Consider the following 18,260-nt stretch of genomic DNA (forward strand, 5'->3'; position numbering starts at 1 on the left):
AATATGACCAATCGTCCCAACGTTTACATGCGGCTTACTACGATCAAATTTTTCCTTCGCCATTGCTCTCTTGCTCCCTCATGCCCTGTGGGCAAAGTATGAAACTTACTTCGTCGAGATAAAAACCTCGTGAACTTACGGAAGGGCACAGCCGAAGCCGTGCCCTTCTTGAAACTCCTGTCGCGATTCCTTCGTTGCTCACGTGATTCGTTTCCCTCGCTACTCCCGATATACGAGAACAGCGAGAAGGACGTGAGAAACGAGAAACGCGCAGTCCTACTTTTCCTTACCCTGCGTCTTCGCGATGATCTCTTCGCTCACGTTGCGCGGGGTCTCCTCGTACTGCTTGAACTCCATCGAGAAGTTACCGCGGCCCTGCGTGGAACCACGCAGGTTGGTGGCGTAGCCGAACATCGTGCTTAGCGGCACAGTTGCCTTGATGGCCTGAACGCCACCCTGCATCTCCATACCTTCAATGCGTCCGCGACGCGAGTTCAGATCGCCGATCACAGTTCCCATGTAGTCCTCGGGAACGGTCACTTCGACAGCCATTACCGGCTCCAGCAGAACCGGCTTCGCCTTGCGGGCAGCTTCCTTGAACGCCATCGAACCGGCGATCTTGAATGCCATTTCGTTCGAGTCGACATCGTGGTACGAACCGTCATACAGGCTCACCTTGATGTCCACCATCTCGTAACCCGCGAGCACACCACCAGCCATTGCTTCCTGGATGCCCTGGTCGATCGGCTTGATGTATTCCTTCGGAATCGCACCGCCCTTGGTGTCGTTCGAGAACTCGTAGCCCTTACCGGTCTCGTTCGGTTCGATACGGATCTTCGCGTGGCCGTAGTTACCCGAACCACCCGACTGACGGATGTACTTGCCTTCCGCTTCCGCGTTGCTCTTGATGGTCTCGCGGTAGTTCACCTGCGGCTTACCAACGTTCGCTTCCACCTTGTGCTCGCGCATCATGCGGTCGACGATGATTTCCAGGTGAAGCTCGCCCATGCCAGAGATGATGGTCTGGCCGTTCGTCTGGTCCGTGCGCACGCGGAAGGTAGGATCTTCCTGCGCAAGCTTGGCCAGCGCCATACCCATCTTTTCCTGATCGGCTTTCGTCTTCGGCTCCACGGCAACTTCAATCACCGGATTCGGGAAGTCGATGGACTCCAGAACAATCGGTGCCTTTTCCGTGCAGATCGTATCGCCCGTGACGAGGTTCTTCAGACCCACGGCGGCGCAGATATCACCGGCCAGGATCTCCGTGATCTCTTCGCGCTTATTCGCATGCATCTTCAGCAGACGGCCAATGCGCTCCGTCTTGCGCGTACGCGGATTCAGAACCGAGTCGCCCGTCTTCAGCGTGCCCGAGTAGTTACGGATAAAGATCAACTGACCCACGAACGGGTCGGTCATGATCTTGAATCCGAGCGCGGAGAACGGCTCGCTGTCATCAGCCTTGCGGATGATTTCCACTTCCGGATCTTCCGGATCGTGGCCCACCATCGGCGGAATGTCCAGTGGGCTGGGCAGGTAATCAATGACTGCATCCAGCAGCGTCTGCACGCCCTTGTTCTTAAACGACGAACCCATCAGCACCGGGAAGATCTTCATGCCGATCGTCGCCTTGCGGATCGCCGACTTCAGCTCTTCCACGGTAGGCTCTTCGCCTTCCAGGTACTTCTCCATCAGCGCGTCATCGCTGTCGGCAACTGCCTCGATCAGGTGCTGGCGGAATTCCTTCGCCTTTTCAAGCTGCGCCGCAGGAATCTCTTCCACGTCGTACTGCGCGCCCATGGTTTCGTCGTGCCACAGAATCGCCTTCATCTCCACCAGGTCGATCACGCCGGCGAACTTCGCCTCTGCACCAATCGCAAGCTGCAGCATGATCGCGTTCGCGCCCAGGCGCTCACGGATGGTGCCGGTAGCGTACTCGGCGTCGCCGCCGTTCTTGTCCATCTTGTTGATGAAGCAGATACGCGGAACCTTGTACTTGGTCGCCTGGCGCCACACCGTCTCCGACTGCGGCTGCACACCGGCAACAGCGTCGAAGCAGGCCACAGCGCCGTCCAGAACGCGCAGCGAACGCTCCACTTCCGCCGTGAAGTCCACGTGGCCGGGGGTGTCAATGATGTTGATGCGGTAGTTGTTCCACATGCACGTCGTTGCAGCCGACGTGATCGTGATGCCGCGCTCCTGCTCCTGCTCCATCCAGTCCATCGTCGCGGTGCCTTCGTGCACTTCGCCAATACGGTGGTTGACACCGGTGTAGAACAGGATGCGCTCGGTCGTCGTCGTCTTGCCCGCGTCGATATGAGCCATGATGCCGATGTTGCGGCATTTATTCAGAGCAATTGTGCGTGCCACGTAATTTGTCTCTTCTGCGGAACTTATGACGTCCGCTGTCCTTCGCAGGTTCAGGAGTAAGCCAGCCCGCCTGACTTACTCCTGAATCTGGGTCCCAAGTTATTTCGTGCTTGTTACAACTTCATGTCAACTTACTGCGGAGTAAGTTAACCAGACGTGACTACCAGCGATAGTGCGCGAAGGCACGGTTCGCCTCGGCCATACGGTGCACGTCTTCCTTCTTCTTCATCGCAGCGCCACGGCCATTCGCAGCATCCAGCAGCTCGGCCGTCATCTTGTCGACCATGCCCTTCTCGCCGCGCGAGCGAGCATAGCTCACCAGCCAGCGGATCGCCAGCGAGGTGCGGCGCTCCGGATTCACTTCGATCGGCACCTGGTAGTTCGCACCGCCAACACGGCGGCTCTTCACTTCCAGCAGGGGCTTCACGTTCTCAACAGCCTTCTTGAACAGCGTCAACGCATCTTCTCCGCCGCCCTTGGCTTCCAGGCCCGTCATGCTTGCGTAGAAAATCTTCTGCGCCGTTGACTTCTTACCGCCCCACATCATGCTGTTGACGAACTTCGTTACCAGTGTGGACGAGTACACCGGATCCGGTGCTACTTCGCGCTTTGCAATATGACCTTTACGTGGCATCTTTCTCTTCTTTCTTCTTCCCCCAGCGCCGTGGACTTCTCAAGCAATCTGGGCCTATGGACCGTCCGTATCCCGGACGGTCAAACTCAACTACTTCGCTGCCTGCTTCGGACGCTTTGCGCCGTACTTGCTGCGGCTCTGCGTACGCTTCGCCACGCCCACGCTGTCCAGCGTGCCGCGAACGATGTGGTAACGCACACCTGGCAGATCCTTCACACGGCCACCGCGGATCAGCACAATCGAGTGCTCCTGCAGGTTGTGGCCTTCACCCGGAATGTACGAGGTGACTTCAATGCCATTGGTCAGGCGAACACGCGCAACCTTACGGAGAGCCGAGTTCGGCTTCTTCGGCGTCTGGGTGTACACACGAGTGCACACACCGCGGCGCTGCGGCGATCCCTGCAATGCCGGGCTGGCCGTCTTATAGTTCGGCGCAGTGCGGCCCTTCTTTACAAGCTGATGAAACGTAGGCACGATAACTCCCTGAAACTGCTTAACTTGACTTCTGAACTTTGGGTGTCTGCACCAACCGCCGGAGGGCAATCAGGCTTTCTCATGACGAGCCGCGGCGCATGGCACCTGCGATCCCCTCCCACCCACCAGCACGTCAAGACGCACCACGGGCGGGAAACCTCGGAACCCTTCCACTGTACCAAGAAGGGTACTGCACGTCAATCAGGAACGCGCCCAGATTGCCTAGAAGACAAACGAAACACCCATCGTTACCCGCTGCTGGCGCATTGGCCCATCCTGAATCGGACCCAGCACTGTCAGACTGTATCCCGGCAGGTCGCTCGTATCGAAAATGTCATTTTTCGACTTAGACCAGAAATCCGGCTGCCCCGTCAGCGTCTCCTTATAATCCGCCCGCATCAGCAACCGTCGCGACATCCGATATTTCACGCCGCCGCCATACTGCAGACCCACCTGGAAGACGCCGCCACCTTCCAGCGGAGGCGTGGTGCCGTATTTCCACGCGGCGGTCAGAATACCCACCGTGCTTAACCCCAGCTTGAACCAGGGCGATGCCTTCGTGATCGGCGCATCGGTCATATGCATCAACCGCAGTGACGGCCCTGCAAATACATAGGGCCTCCAGCGTGAATCCCGCCGCTTCAGGTGGTACTGCAGGTTGTACCCAAACTCCGTCGTAGAAAGCGTCGCCTCATCAAACGCAAATTGCGCCGCAGTCGTCGGGTCTGTCTCATCCCCGCTTACCGCAGGGTTCAAATCCGCAAACTGCAACTGGAAGCCGGTGCGGTTGTAGTCAAACGTGAACTCATGCGACAGGTGTTCGTGTGTGTTCAGCGTGACCGAGCCCCCCAGGTTCCACCCCGCCGAATGCTCATTGCCCAGCGCCAGGATGTAGGCCGGATCGTTGATCAAATCATCTGGCAGAAACACATAACCAACCGCACCGCCATTGCCACCGGCATAGCCAGCGTAGCCGCTGTGAATGCCGAGTTCCACCGAGTAACGCGGCAGACCCGATTTTGTCTTCGTGACGGGATCCGCAGAAAAATCCGGGCTGATGGGAGTTTCCGTACTCGCCTCATGCACCGCAGATTCTGAATGCCCAATGGCATACCGGTTCATGTCGATCACAGATTCGGTAGGAATCGGCTGCTCCGGCGGCTTGGGGTGCTTCAGCCCCAGCCCCTGTTTCACTCCGCCGTACGCGGTTACCACCAGGTTGTCGCGCAGCACCATATTCCGCAACGTCAGCGTCGTCTGCCGTGTCGCTTTCGTTGCGACATTGGGATGAACCGGAACCTGTGCCGTCTGCTCCTTCGACGGAACATGCAGCGGGGTCGCGCAATCATTGAGCCGGATCACCGCGATCCGCCCGTCCGTCACAATATCTTCACCCGTGCCGTTCTTCGGATGCTCCGGTAGCCACGGCCTTGCCGCCAGGTTCAGCCCGCTCACGCACCCAGTCAGCATCAGGTCATTCACGACCTTCGTGCGTTCGTGATCAATGTTGTGGTCGATCTGGTGAATGAACGTCTTCTGATCTTTTGAAAACCCAATCCCAATATCCTGCGTTGAAGAGGACAGCCACACACGCTCGCCACCCCACTGATCATTCGTGGGGTACACGCGAAGGTGATGCCGCTTGGAGAACGTGTCCAGCGTCTTCGCCAGCGCATACGTCGGCTTTCTTTCATCCAGCAGCAGCAGTGACATCGGCGCCGTGTGATACGCCTCCTGCTCTGAGATAGAACGAATCGTCTGGTACGTCGACGTCGCCGTCAGGTTATCCACCTGCATCCATCCCGCCGCCTGGAACGCTCGCATGATCGCGTCGCCATTGCCGATCAGCATCAGGTTCGTGATGTCCGACGGCACCGGCTTCGGCGTCGTCATGGTGCGGAACGGCTGTTTGCGAATCATCGCCTGCAACTTCGTGGTGGTCGCCTCGTCATCCGCAACCGCAGCGATTCCCGGCTCCTCACCGATTCCCACCTGCAAGGGAGCCGTGGTCAGCAAAATCAACTCCGCATTCGCCGGAAGCGAGATTTCAGGATCGGAAAACCGCAGCAACGATGCAGACGAAGCCGTCGTAAACACCAATGCCACTGGGTTGCTGAACGCCAGAGTGCCCACAGCTCCGGAAGCACGATGGCTCAGCGTCGACGTCGACCGCACACCGGCAATGCGCCCATCCTTCTGCACCACCTCGCGCGAATTCTCAATCTGCGCCACCTTTGCCGTAATGGGCACCACCGTGCCATCCGGCAGCGTGATGCGATCCATCTCCAGACCAATGGACGACGTCTCATGCCGTAGGCCGAGTCCCACGCTATTCAAATGAACCACGCGGCCTTCCACCTTGCTACCCAGCGGCAGCACGACCTTGTCACCCTGCAGCACGGGCGCAGCAAGAATCGCTCGCACCGGCGAGCCTTCCTTGGATGTATGTGTGCCCACACGTTCCGTCAGTCGGATCTCAAGCGGAGTCCTTTCCGGCAGCACCACCTGTGCCGCCGCCCCACCACACAACAGCGCAAACGCGCCCAATTCCATCACGCGGCGAACCACATACACGAGCGTTCTCAACGACCTCTGTCCCATCGTTTTCAGTTTTTTTGTGTGACGGTGCCATCTTAAACGCCGCGCTTCGGCGGACCCATGCCAGTTTGGTGTGAGGCCACGTCGCGGCGCTAAATGCGACTCCATTCTCTGCTAGCCTTCATTCCATGCGTTCCAGATTCTTCTTTGCGGCCACACTTGCTGCCAGCCTTCTTCTATCTGCCACAGCCCAGCGCCCCGGCAGCGAAACCACCAATGTCTTCACGCCGGAGATGAAGTTCTTCGACCATCCTGATCCGCGGATCGCCGAGTATGAACAGGCCCAGCGCAGCGGTACTCCTGTCCGGCAGATTGGTGCGGTCGAGCTGTCTCCCGACGGCAAGAAACTTGCGTGGCTGGCCGCCGCCGAACCCACCGCAGCAGGCGGCGGACGCAATGGACGCGGACGCGGCGGTATGCAGCTTCATATCAGTGAAGCGCTCGCACCCAATCCCACAGAACCGGCCATCACCGCTGGCGAAGGATGCTCCAGCAGCAGCCCGCGCTGGTCACACGATGGTCATACCCTTGCCTTCGTGGCCACCTGCGCCGACGGCCAGCCGCAGCTCTGGCTTCGTTCCGCAGACGGAGCGGTAAAGCAGCTTACCCACATCAAGGGCACGCTCACCTCGCCCACCTGGGCACCGGACGGCTCCTCCATCGCCTTCCTCTACGTGGAAAACGCCACGCGTTCGGCAGGCGCTCTCGCCGCCATGAAACCGCCTGCAGGCATCGTTGGTCAGGACGGCGTGGAGATTCAGTGGGTCGCTTCCGCTGACATCAAGACCGGCGACCTCACCATCCTCACGCCGAAGACTCTGCACGCCTACGAGTACGACTGGGCACCCGATGCAAAACACATCGCCTTCATCGCGTCGAACCCGCCGGGCGAAAACACCTGGTGGATTGCGCAGATGTACATCGCGCCCACCGGTCAGCCGGATGCAGCAAAATCTATCCTGAATCCCGTCACGGTGGGCGGCTCACTTCACGGCCTGCAGATCGCCGTGCCGCGCTATTCGCCGGATGGCAAGAACATCGCTTTCATCGGCGGCCTGATGTCCGATCAGGGTTCCACCGGTGGCGACATCTACCTGATGAGCGCCGATGGCAACGGCCTGCAGAACCTGACACCCGGCCGCAAAGACACGCCCGTTTACGTTGCGTGGGCTGACTCCGATCACATCCTGTTCTCTGCCTATCAGTCCGGCAAAACGCACCTCGGCGTTCTCGGCACCAACAAGACGGAAGTCCTGCAACTCTGGACGGCGCAGCAATCCGTTGCCAGCGGTCGCGCCGCAGCATCCTTTTCGTTCTCCCCCTCGGCGAAGATCGCAGCGTTCGTTTCCGCTGGACCGGAACAAGCACCCGAGATTTACATCGGCACCACGCATGGGGCCAATGCCGTCACGCGCCTGAACGTCAACGCAACCAAACCCGCCACAAAGACCCTTTCTCTTGAGTGGGACAACGAGGGCTATCACGTACAGGGCTGGCTCACGCTTCCGGAGAACTACGATCCGGCGAAGAAGTACCCCATGATCGTCAGCGTTCACGGAGGCCCCTCGTCACAGGTTGGTCCGTCCTTCGGTGGTGCAGGGGCGGGTCTGTACGCGCACCTCGGCTACTTCTACTTCACCGCCAACCCGCGCGGCTCATTCGGTCAGGGTGAAGCCTTCGTGCAGGCCAACCGTAAGGACTTCGGCTACGGCGATCTTCGCGACATCCTGAAAGGCATCGACACCGTCGAGAAGCAATACTCCGTCGACGACCATCGCCTGGGCCTTACCGGCTGGAGCTACGGCGGCTTCATGAGCATGTTCGCCATCACGCAGACGCATCGCTTCCGCGCCGCCGTTGCGGGTGCTGGCATCAGCAACTGGCAGAGCTACTACGGCGAAAACTCCATCGACCAATGGATGGTCCCGTTCTTCGGAGCCAGCGTCTATGACGCACCCGAAGCCTACGCGAAATCTTCCGCGATCAACTTCATCAAGAATGTGGAGACACCGGAACTCATCCTTGTGGGTGATCGCGACGGCGAATGCCCCGCACCGCAGAGCTATGAGATGTGGCACGCGCTGAAAGCTCTCGGCAAGAAGACGGAGCTGGTGGTCTATCCCAACGAGGGCCACGGCTTCTCCAACCCGCTGCACAACCAGGACCGCACAGCACGTACGGTTGCATGGTTTGAAGACAACATGAAGTAGTCGCAAAAAAACAACAGGGCGGATGCGAACACCGATTCGCATCCGCCCTTTTCGTTGCCGAGTAAATACGGGCAAAACAGACAGCAGACACACACATGGTGCCGTGGTATACCGGCAGACGTTGAAGCAGCAAGGGGGCGTCCTGAGATCCCTATGACACGTCTGCAGCTCATCGTCGGAGGTACCATCCTTGCCTGTGTATCGGGCATTGTGCCGCCCGCCGCCCTGTATTACTTCAGCCGCAACCGCGCGCTTGAACTGGAACATGAACACCTGACCCGGTACGCGCGATGGACAGTACAGCGGGCGCAATCCACGCTCGACGATGCAACCTCCGCTCTGAATCAGTTGGAGCCGAGGCATTTCCCAGACTGCTCCAGGGAACATATCGATGCGATGCGGGATGCGGTACTCCTGCACCGTACCGTGGATGAGATGGGCTTTTATGTAAATGGCTCGGTGGTCTGCACCTCATGGGGAATTGTCGATAAGCCAGTACCAGAAAGGCCTGCGAACTATGTGACAAAGTCAGGCATTGGGATTCGTGTCCGGTCAGCTCCGAAGGCCACGGGTGTCCCGCGAGTGGTGACTATGGCGTCCAGGTCACACTTTGCCCAGATCGACGCCAATCTGATGATCGATATCCCCACGGAAAACAATATGTCGCTGGCGTTGGCCGATGGCAGAGGCAACGTCATGGCCATGTTCAACAGTCCAGCCGTGGGCGTCGTCCGACAGGCCATTGTCGGTGCTCCTATGGGCAAGGTGGGCAACCTGATCTATTCCAGCTTCCGCACGCCGGACTGGGTCGGCGTAGCCATTGAGGACAGCAGTTACACAGATGTCGCCTTTCGCCGCCAGCGGTTTTATCTTCTGCCCCTGGGTCTGGTGCTTGCGGCAATTGTGGCGGGTTCCGTTATAGTGGCACTTCGCCACCGTCTTTCCCCTGTCGCGGAGCTTCAGACCGCGATCCGCAAACGTGAATTCGTCGCCTATTACCAGCCCATTGTGGAGTTGGAAACAGGACGGTGCGTTGGCGCAGAGGCCCTTGTCCGGTGGAAGCAGCCCGACGGTACTCTGATGGCTCCTGACCTCTTCATCCCACTGGCGGAACAGAGCGGTCTTATCGCAGGCATTACGGATCTGGTCATTCAGGACGTGGTACGCAACATGGGGCGCCTGCTGCGCAGCGAATCCGGCTTCCACATTGCGATCAATCTATCGGCGGAGGATGCTGAAACCGGGCGCCCGCTGGACTCCCTGTTCGCCATTTTGCGTGCGAATAATATCAATCCGAGCCGCATCTGGCTGGAAGTTACGGAACGTGCTTTCATGCACCCTGATGTGGCACGCAAATCTCTCATGCGAGCGCGTCGCAACGGTCATTCCATCCTGATCGACGACTTCGGCACAGGCTATTCCAGCCTCTCCCTGCTGAGTTCTTTGCCGCTCGATATCCTCAAGATCGACAAGTCGTTTGTTGACGCCATTGGCACGGACTCCGCAACCAGCCTGGTAACACCGCACATCATTGAGATGGCCTGCCAGCTAAATTTACAGCTCATTGCGGAAGGCATTGAAATGGAAGACCAGGCCGCATTCTGCCGCCGTCAAGGCGTTCAGTTCGGGCAGGGATGGTTGTTTGCCAGGGCTATGCCAGATAGAGAGTTCCTTCGTTACTTTCATACCCACCGAACACGTCGCAATGCAGTTTCACCGGTGTCGGACCGCCAGGGGGAATCCGCAGATGCAACATAAAACGCCTCATTTCCAGATTTCGCACCAAAAATGACCCGCAGGTCATCGAATCTTATGTTGTGAAGAAACTTCGTATCGCCGCCATCAGCTTCCTGAACCCCGCGCCGCTGCTTTATGACTTTGAGCACGCGCCGCAACGGGAGCGCCTCGCCGCCCGCTACGACATCCACTACACTTTGCCCTCGCAGTGCGCTGCGCAGTTGGCCAGCGGAGAGGCCGACCTCGGCCTGGTGCCGATCGCGTCACTGCCGCTCATTCCCGGCATTACCGCCGTTCCCGGATGCACCATCGCATCGCTGGAGGCTGTCCGCTCCATTCAACTCGTCGTACGTCCCGGCATGAAGCTGGAAGAGATTCGCACACTGGCCACGGATGCCGCCTCACGGTCTTCTGCCGCCTATATCCGGCTGCTTCTGAAACACTTCTACGGCAATACGCCGACCGTACACGAAGAAGACGCGAACCTGGCGCACATGCTCACCACCAGCGACGCGGCCCTGCTCATCGGCGATCCCGCTCTGCTGGCCCTGGAAGAACACAATCGCCAGCACCACTTCCCCGACCACACCTGGATTGACGTTGCGAAGCTCTGGCGCAAACACACGCAGCTTCCGTGGGTAGCTGCGGTTTGGGCCGTTCGCACCGCAGCCCTGGAAGAAACCGGCATTACGCCACAGCGACTCACCCGCGATCTTCAGCAATCGCGCGATGCCGGGCTGGAACACATCGAAGACCTGGTCAAAGAATGGACACCCCGCCTGCCGCTGTTGCCGGAGACCATGCGTCACTATCTCTCAGAAAACATCCACTACATCCTCGACGCGGAGTGCCTCACAGCGATCCACCGCTTCTTCTATCTCGCGGAAAAGACCGAAATTCTGCCCGCCTACAGGTTCCAGCTCCTGAACGAGCCGAAGTAACACCTGCGACTCCCAGAAGCACTCGCAAAACAAGCGAGTGTCAAATGACCATCCAGCGAGACTTCGCGACAGAAAAACGCGTCCTAACCAATTAGGATGATGGCTCTGCTCAAAAACCCCTTGGCAAACGGCATAAAGCATCGCCACGCCTACACGCCGACCAATCGCGTCACGCGCTACTTCTTCAGTTTGGGGCTGCTGGGCCTGTTCTTCATCAGCGTTATTGATTCCTCGCCGATCCCGCTGCCCATCCCCGGCTCCTCCGACATCCTTGTCACGCTGCTCGCCGCCCAGCGACAGGAGTGGCTCGTGGTCACCCTCATTGCCACGCTGGGCTCCGTCGTCGGCGCGGCCATTTCGTATCATGCAGGCCGCATCGGCGGTTTCGCACTTATGGATAGATATGTGCCGCAGCGATTCCGTGATCGGATGCGTCGCTGGACAGAGGAACACGCCATCCTGTCCACCGCACTACCTGCGATTCTTCCGCCACCCGCGCCGCTCATGCCGTTTCTCATCGCGGCGGGCGCATTGAAGATGCCGCCGTCAAAGTTCTATTCCAGCTTCACCATCAGCCGGTTCTTTCGTCATGCTTTCTTTGCGTGGCTCGGCATGCATTACGGTCGACACATCATGCGGGCCTATCTTCATTTCGCTGAGAAATACGGGTGGATTCTGCTGGTGGCGGTATGGGGATCAGTCCTCTTCGGCGCTATCTACGCCATTGTGAAACTGCGCCAGAACCGCCTTCACCAACAGAGTGCAACTCCATCCACCGCCGCAGCCGCCTGAGGTACCCTCACTTCAGGGGGTTCTCATGCGTCCGGCAATCCTCGCCTTTACTCTGGCCGTCACCACCACCGCCCTCGCGCAAACACCGCTGACCGCACCGCCCGACGCCCGCTTTGAAGTTGCCACCATCAAGCCCGGCACTCCCGGCGAAAACTCCGGCATCCGTTTCCTCGCCAGCTTCACGCAGGTCTTCACCCAGAACACGTCTGTCACCGATCTGCTCAAGTACGCCTACGGACTCCACGGCGACCAGATCATCAGCGGCCCGGAAGACCTCATGCATCGCGGCTACGCCATCAACGCCGTCGTCAGCGCAGACACACCCACAAAACCCAACGCAGACCTGCTCAAGCAAATGCTCCGCAACCTCCTCGCCGACCGCTTCGGCCTCACCTTCCACCCGGACACGCGCGAGCTCCCCGTCTACGTCCTCACCGCCGACACCCCACACCTCAAGCCCACCGAACAAACCATGCCCATGACCACCGGCGGCTACGATAAGGGCCATCTCTTCGTCGGCAACGGCGCCCTGCGAGAACTCGCGGCCTACCTCCAGCGTTTCGTCACCAACCGTCCCGTCCTCGACAGAACCGGCATCACCGGCCACTTCGACATGGACATCCACTTCACCCCGGATGATGCAGCAGCAGACACCAGCGCCACCGCCACCGAGTACCCCGGCCTCTTCACCGCCATCCGCCAGCAGCTGGGTCTGAAACTCACCGCCACCAAAGCTCCTGCACCTGTCATCATCATCGACAAAATAACCGATCCCACCGCCAACTAGAACGCAATCCGTCCTCGATAACGTCGTTAGCCTGAGCGAAGCGAAGAATCCCAACGAACCCACCGGGCGCCACCACCGCTTATAGCTTTCTGCCACCAAACCCGGGTGCCCCAGGTTCGCGAAGCTAACCTGGGTATCGCTCCGAAGGAGCGATCGTACGAACGAAGTTCGTCATCCTGAGCGAAGCGTATCAACCCGAAAGGTCTGCTTCTTCCCCATCCCGGCCACAAACGCAAAAAGCCCGGCGCGAGGCCGGGCTTCTTCAACAGCTGTAAGTGGCACGAAACACGTCGCGAAAGCAACGTCGAGAACGGCACGAAGTGCCTAGAACTCCCAGCGGAGCAGCGTTGCGCCTACGGTAAACCCGGCACCCACCGATGCCAGCAGAACCAGGTCGCCCTTCTTCAGGCGTCCTTCTTCCAGAGCCGTTCCCATAGCCAGCGGAATCGTTCCGCCGGTCGTGTTGCCGTAGCGATCAATGTTGATAACAACGCGCTCCAGCGGCATGCCCAGACGCTCTGCCGTGGCCAGGATAATGCGCTTGTTCGCCTGGTGCGGAATGAATGCGGCGATCTCCGTACCGGCCACGCCATTCTGCGCAAGCACGGTTTCGCTGGCTTCCATCATCTTGCGTACGGCGAACTTGTACACCGTCTGTCCGTCCTGCCGGATGAAATGTTCGCGTGCATCCACCGTCTCGTGGCTGGATGGCTTGAGGCTGCCACCTGCGGGCATCTGCAATGCCGTTCCGCCCGTTCCATCCACTTCATGATGGAAGTCAATGAGGCCCACTTCGCCTTCTTCACACGGCTCCAGCAGAACGCATCCCGCGCCGTCGCCAAACAGAATGCACGTGGAACGATCCGTGTAATCCACGATGGAACTCATCGTGTCCGCGCCGATGACCAGCACCTTCTTGTGCGTGCCGCTCTCGATAAATTTCGCGCCCACCTGCAGCGAATACGTAAAGGCCGAGCACGCCGCGCTCAGGTCAAATCCCCATGCCTTTGTGGCACCCAGCTTCGCCTGCACCAGGCAGGCGGTCGCCGGGAACAGCATGTCTGGCGTCACGGTTCCCACGATGATGCAGTCCACTTCGCTGGGGTCTATACCGCGCTTCGCCAGGCAATCCTTCGCGGCCTCAACAGCCAGATCGCTGGTCGCCTGCCCTTTTGCGGCCATGTGACGTTCGCGGATGCCAGTCCGTTCCAGAATCCATTGGTCGTTGGTCTCGACCATCTTTTCCAGGTCGGCGTTGGTCAAAATGCGTTCCGGAACGTACGTTCCCACCGACGAAATTTTTGCGCGGACTGCAGACCGCGACTTTAACTCCAAACTCAACGAACCGACCTCCACGCGACAGGCCGCAAGGCATGCCGACGTCAGTCAACAGCATACCCCTGCCATCATTCGCATCCACAAAGCACTGCAAAAAGAAAAGCGCCGGGTAACCCACTGCGCACTCAAGAGCTCACTACCGTTGCTCCCTTCCGGGCCTGGCGGGGTTTGTGAGAGTGAGTCGCGTAGGACCCGGCACTGACCTAGTCTACCAAAGATCGGCGATGCAGACCGCCCGCTCCGACACGGTGAAAAACTATGGCTGAGGAAAAGCACGCGAACGGGAACGACAGACAAACTTGCGACAACAAAGGTGCACTGGCCCGTCGTCCTGTAGACTGGAAAGGATGCGCGCGGAGTCCCCGGGATCAGTTCCAGGTGCCTAGTCTGTGCGTTTCCCTCTGTCTGCCCACGGCGTGTTCATTCTGAATTCACGCGTGCGCCTGCAAGATTCTCGCGACACCACTCGCGAAACGATAAGGAACCAAAAGTTTGAGCACGATTCGCAACATCGCCATCATTGCGCACGTCGATCACGGCAAGACCACCCTTGTGGACGCCATGCTGCGGCAGAGCGGCACCTTCCGGGCTAATGAAGCAGTCGCCGACCGCGTCATGGACTCGAACGACCTGGAACGCGAGCGCGGCATCACCATTCTCGCCAAAAATACCGCCGTCAACTACGGCGACGGCAAGATCAACATCGTCGACACACCGGGCCACGCCGACTTTGGCGGCGAAGTGGAACGCGCTCTGAAGATGGTGGACGGCGTGGTTCTGCTCGTCGACGCATCCGAAGGCCCTCTGCCGCAGACACGTTTTGTGCTGGGCAAGGCGCTTGCCGCTGGCCTGAAGCCGGTGCTGGTCGTCAACAAGATCGACCGTCCCGATGCACGTCCGCAGGAAGTGCTGAACGAGGTCTATGACCTGTTCATCGACCTGGATGCTGAAGAAGATCAGCTCGACTTTCCCGTGGTGTACACCAACGGCAAGGCCGGTACCGCGACCATGGATCTGGCAACCCCCGGCACCGATCTGCAGCCATTGTTTGAAACCATTGTGAAGACCATTCCGCCTGCGACCGGCGATCCGGATGGCCCGCTGCAGATTCTGGTGACGAACCTGGATTACAGCGATTACCTGGGCCGCCTGGGTATTGCACGCGTCTTCAACGGCACGCTGAAGACCGGCGACATGGTGAACATTGCACGCGTGGACGGCACACTGGCACCCGTGAAGATCACCAAACTATTCAGCTTCAGCGGCCTGAAGCGTACGGACATTGAACAGACCACGACGGGCGACATCATCGCCGTTGCCGGCGTTGCCGGTCTGACGATTGGTGAGACGATCACCAGCATTGAGAACCCCGCGCCGCTGCCGCCCATCGTCATTGATGAGCCGACGATTGCGATCCAGTTCTCGGTGAACAATTCGCCGTTTGCGGGCCGCGAAGGCCAGTACGTCACCAGCCGTAATCTGCGTGAGCGTCTGGACAAGGAACTGCAGACGAACGTGTCGATCCGCGTGGAAGACACCGAAAGCCCTGACACGTTCAAGGTGCTGGGCCGTGGCGAACTGCAACTTGCCGTTTTGATTGAAATGATGCGCCGCGAGGGCTTTGAGCTTACCGTTGGACGTCCTGAGATCGTAACCAAGCGTATTGACGGCCAGTTGATGGAGCCGGTGGAGTACGTCACGATCGACGTGCCCAACGAGTTCAGCGGCACCGTGATCCAGAAGCTTGGACCCCGCAAGGGCGAAATGATCAAGATGAGCGGCGACTCGCGCGTGCGCATGGAGTTTAAAGTGCCTTCGCGTGGCCTGATCGGCCTGCGTTCGGAGATGCTGACCGAAACCCGCGGCACCATCGTGATGAACACCTTGTTTGACGGCTACATTGCGTACCAGGGCGAGATTCCGCAGCGTCCCACGGGCGCTCTGATCAGCGATCGTACGGGCGTTACCACCACGTATGCGCTGAACGGCCTGCAGGAGCGCGGCGTTCTGTTCATGGGCGATGGCGTGGACGTATACGAAGGCATGATCGTCGGCGAAAACAGCCGCGACAATGACCTGGACGTAAACGCTGTCCGCGAAAAGAAGCTGACCAACATGCGTGCTTCTTCTGCTGACGAAGCACTCCGTCTCGTTCCCTACAAGCAGCTCACGCTGGAGCAGTGCATCGAATTCATCGCGGACGACGAACTGGTCGAAGTGACTCCGAAGTCGCTGCGCATGCGTAAGAAGGTGCTGCAGGCAAACCGCCGTCCGCGCCGCAACAACAGTAGCGAATAATCGCAACAAATAGCACGAAAAGAAGAAGCGCAGCGGCCACTATCGCTGCGCTTCTTCTTTTGCTCTGCTGTCCGGTAATCCATCGGGAATCCTGCACCGAATCCGCTGCTCTGGTAGCGTAAAGACTGCATGGCCGCACCGACCGAATCACAGTTCGCCGCCTCTTCTCCGTCGCAACCGACGCGGGTGGAAGCAGCGCACGCGCGCGCCACGGATGAGCCCATCGGGCCGCCTCCCGCGCCCATCTGGCTGCAACGGCTTTCGCTGGTTGTTCTGGTCGTCTTCTGCCTGTATCTGGGCCTGCTGATTGCGGTTCTGCCGTGGTGGAAACAGATGTGGGATCAGAATGAACTGCTGCTGCAATTCCCCGCCCTCCACGCTATCCTCATCCAGGGTTGGGCACGCGGACTGGTGAGCGGACTCGGCGTGCTGGATCTGTGGATCGGCATCTCCGAACTGATCCACTACCGCGACTACCGCAACTAGCGCATTCTGCAGAATCCTCGCGAGATAGTAGGCTTTTGAAGATGCCGCGCATCTACCTTAAAGCCCGTTAGCTTAGCGATGCCCTGAGTTTATGCGGTGTCCGCACAGGTGTCCAAACAAAAGTGGACACCTGCTGCACTTTTTGTGCAGCCACTTTTGCCGCGATTCACTCGCGGCGTTTGCTCCACCATTCGCTTCGCGCTTCATTCTGCTTTGCCTCGGCGCAAGCCGAGCAGAGCAGCAACCGGCCACCGATCCGGCCAGCCTTCTTTCCCACGTACACCCACGAAACGTCTTCGCTCTTCTGTTTGCAGCCGATGCATTTGCGCATGATTGATTCCCCTTTGGTTCCGTTCGGAACGCCGCTTCAGGGCACGTCGAGTCAAGGTTTGCGCAGCAACCGCAGCGCGGCGCGAAGCGACCTTTACCGGCGTGCAAGACCATGAACTTTCCGAACGGAACCCTTTGCAGGATTTCTCCCCACATCGTTGCGGTAGCAACGACCGCTTTTCGCTTCTGCTGCCACTCAAGCCAGGCACGGGCAGCCTGGACAGAAGGGGCCCCTGGCGCGACGCCGAAAGGAACCAACCGGCAGAGAAGATGAAGCACAGGTGGCCGCGCGGGGAAGTGGCCAGGCTGCCCGTGCCTGGCTCTCTTACCGGCCAGACCGACACCTTCTCCCTCTCCCATTTGCAGGGCTTTTTCTTCTTCAAAGAGATGCTGGTAGCACCCCGCGCCGACGGGCTGTTTCCTGTGGCACGGACGAGGCGCGGGTCTTTGGGGAGCGCATGATGCTTCGGGCTGGAGCTTCTTGCACGCTCCGGGGAACCCACCGCATGGAAGGAAACGTGCGGTGGGGAACAGACGGCGCTGGCTTGTCCAGCGCCCACAGAAACACACGCGTTGGGGTGCTGCCAGCTTCTCTACTTTTTCGTCGCGTGTGTTCTTTGGCTGGAGGTGAGCGGCAGCGGTGACTGCCGTGGGGATGGGCCCCCACGAAATGCAGGCACACCGGAGGCCATCCGGCACGCCGCATGATGCTGGCAAGGACTACTCACTTGGCGGCGTGCCATGACTGCGAGGTCGCAGGTTTGGCGCAGTCCCGTGCCATCGCACGGGCAAGACAAACCGGGGTGGTCGGCGATGCGTCATCGCCATAGATTTTGCGGAGCCGTACGCGTGGTTCCGGTCAGGGTTTCAGGGTTGCAGTTCGACTTGCCGCAGTTCGCGCCATCGTTCCATCAGGATGCGAAGGCTCTCCAGCGTGAGTCCACGGAAGCCCTGCTGTTCAAGGCTGCGGCAGACATTGCGTGCTTGCTCCACGAAGGCTTCAAGCGCTGGCGTTGGCTGTGGTGGGTTCGTGCTGCCCGTTTTGTCTTTGCGGCGCTTCGTCATCGGATGGACACCCGCATGACCGCTTCCGCAGCAGCCTGAATGAAGCCGATGCGGGTTTTGGGATCGTCGTCTGGCAGTGCATCGCCCAGGGCGTTCCACGCGGCCAGTAGCATCTGTGCTCCATAGAGCATGGCTCTGGCGTCCTGTGCTGTAAGCTGGCCGCGTTCTAACGCCTTGCTGACTGCCGCGACGTAGCGTGGCAG

General features: G+C 59.3%; 14 protein-coding genes and 1 other RNA gene. 7 read left to right on the top strand and 8 right to left on the bottom strand.

Annotated elements, in window-relative coordinates; translation table 11 throughout:
- Positions 1–276: 276 nt before the first annotated feature.
- The 4 genes from fusA to AB6729_RS18000 all read right to left on the bottom strand — a co-directional run bounded on the left by fusA (position 277) and on the right by AB6729_RS18000 (position 6,061).
- On the bottom strand, positions 277–2,367 hold the full coding sequence (fusA, locus tag AB6729_RS17985) for an elongation factor G (RefSeq protein WP_371083038.1): 2,091 nt from the start codon (positions 2,365–2,367) through the stop codon (positions 277–279).
- Between the two features lie 160 nt (positions 2,368–2,527).
- Positions 2,528–3,001, bottom strand: coding sequence for a 30S ribosomal protein S7 (gene rpsG / locus AB6729_RS17990; protein ID WP_371083039.1), 474 nt, complete (start codon positions 2,999–3,001; stop codon positions 2,528–2,530).
- A gap of 90 nt (positions 3,002–3,091) precedes the next feature.
- Entirely contained in the window at positions 3,092–3,475 is a 384-nt protein-coding gene (gene rpsL / locus AB6729_RS17995) for a 30S ribosomal protein S12 (RefSeq protein ID WP_083343520.1), read from the bottom strand.
- Between the two features lie 222 nt (positions 3,476–3,697).
- Complete coding sequence (locus AB6729_RS18000) at positions 3,698–6,061, bottom strand: LssY C-terminal domain-containing protein (protein ID WP_371083040.1); 2,364 nt, start codon at positions 6,059–6,061, stop codon at positions 3,698–3,700.
- A 140-nt stretch (positions 6,062–6,201) separates the two neighbouring features.
- Between AB6729_RS18000 and AB6729_RS18005 the strand changes: the two genes are divergently transcribed.
- The 5 genes from AB6729_RS18005 (at position 6,202) to AB6729_RS18025 (ending at position 12,540) form a co-directional block, all read left to right on the top strand.
- On the top strand, positions 6,202–8,283 hold the full coding sequence (locus AB6729_RS18005) for a prolyl oligopeptidase family serine peptidase (protein WP_371083041.1): 2,082 nt from the start codon (positions 6,202–6,204) through the stop codon (positions 8,281–8,283).
- A 153-nt stretch (positions 8,284–8,436) separates the two neighbouring features.
- The gene (locus tag AB6729_RS18010) at positions 8,437–10,041 is read left to right on the top strand and encodes an EAL domain-containing protein (protein WP_371083042.1); all 1,605 of its coding nucleotides are present in this window, start codon (positions 8,437–8,439) and stop codon (positions 10,039–10,041) included.
- A gap of 59 nt (positions 10,042–10,100) precedes the next feature.
- Positions 10,101–10,961: a menaquinone biosynthetic enzyme MqnA/MqnD family protein gene (locus tag AB6729_RS18015; protein ID WP_371083043.1), complete on the top strand. Its 861-nt coding sequence runs from the start codon at positions 10,101–10,103 to the stop codon at positions 10,959–10,961.
- 120 nt (positions 10,962–11,081) lie between these two features.
- The gene (locus AB6729_RS18020; protein WP_371083044.1) at positions 11,082–11,753 is read left to right on the top strand and encodes a YqaA family protein; all 672 of its coding nucleotides are present in this window, start codon (positions 11,082–11,084) and stop codon (positions 11,751–11,753) included.
- A gap of 25 nt (positions 11,754–11,778) precedes the next feature.
- A complete protein-coding gene (locus tag AB6729_RS18025; protein ID WP_371083045.1) occupies positions 11,779–12,540 on the top strand; it encodes a TIGR03435 family protein in 762 nt (253 codons plus the stop codon).
- A 324-nt stretch (positions 12,541–12,864) separates the two neighbouring features.
- On the opposite strand, the gene AB6729_RS18030 is transcribed toward AB6729_RS18025, so the two are convergent.
- A complete protein-coding gene (locus AB6729_RS18030; RefSeq protein ID WP_371083046.1) occupies positions 12,865–13,881 on the bottom strand; it encodes a beta-ketoacyl-ACP synthase III in 1,017 nt (338 codons plus the stop codon).
- A 97-nt stretch (positions 13,882–13,978) separates the two neighbouring features.
- Positions 13,979–14,076, bottom strand: an RNA gene (ffs, locus tag AB6729_RS18035) — signal recognition particle sRNA small type.
- A 294-nt stretch (positions 14,077–14,370) separates the two neighbouring features.
- On the opposite strand from ffs, the gene typA reads away from it, so the two are divergent.
- The gene (gene typA / locus AB6729_RS18040; protein WP_371083047.1) at positions 14,371–16,176 is read left to right on the top strand and encodes a translational GTPase TypA; all 1,806 of its coding nucleotides are present in this window, start codon (positions 14,371–14,373) and stop codon (positions 16,174–16,176) included.
- A 129-nt stretch (positions 16,177–16,305) separates the two neighbouring features.
- Positions 16,306–16,662, top strand: coding sequence for a hypothetical protein (locus AB6729_RS18045; protein WP_371083048.1), 357 nt, complete (start codon positions 16,306–16,308; stop codon positions 16,660–16,662).
- Positions 16,663–17,859: 1,197 nt separating this feature from the next.
- Here the strand turns inward: AB6729_RS18045 and AB6729_RS18050 are convergent.
- Entirely contained in the window at positions 17,860–18,057 is a 198-nt protein-coding gene (locus AB6729_RS18050; RefSeq protein ID WP_371083049.1) for a hypothetical protein, read from the bottom strand.
- Positions 18,054–18,260 (bottom strand): hypothetical protein (locus AB6729_RS18055; RefSeq protein WP_371081163.1); only part of this gene is annotated, 207 nt, incomplete at its 5' end. The genes AB6729_RS18055 and AB6729_RS18050, both read right to left, overlap by 4 nt.

This window comes from Terriglobus sp. RCC_193 (assembly GCF_041355105.1).
In the GTDB taxonomy this organism is placed as follows: Bacteria; Acidobacteriota; Terriglobia; order Terriglobales; family Acidobacteriaceae; genus Terriglobus.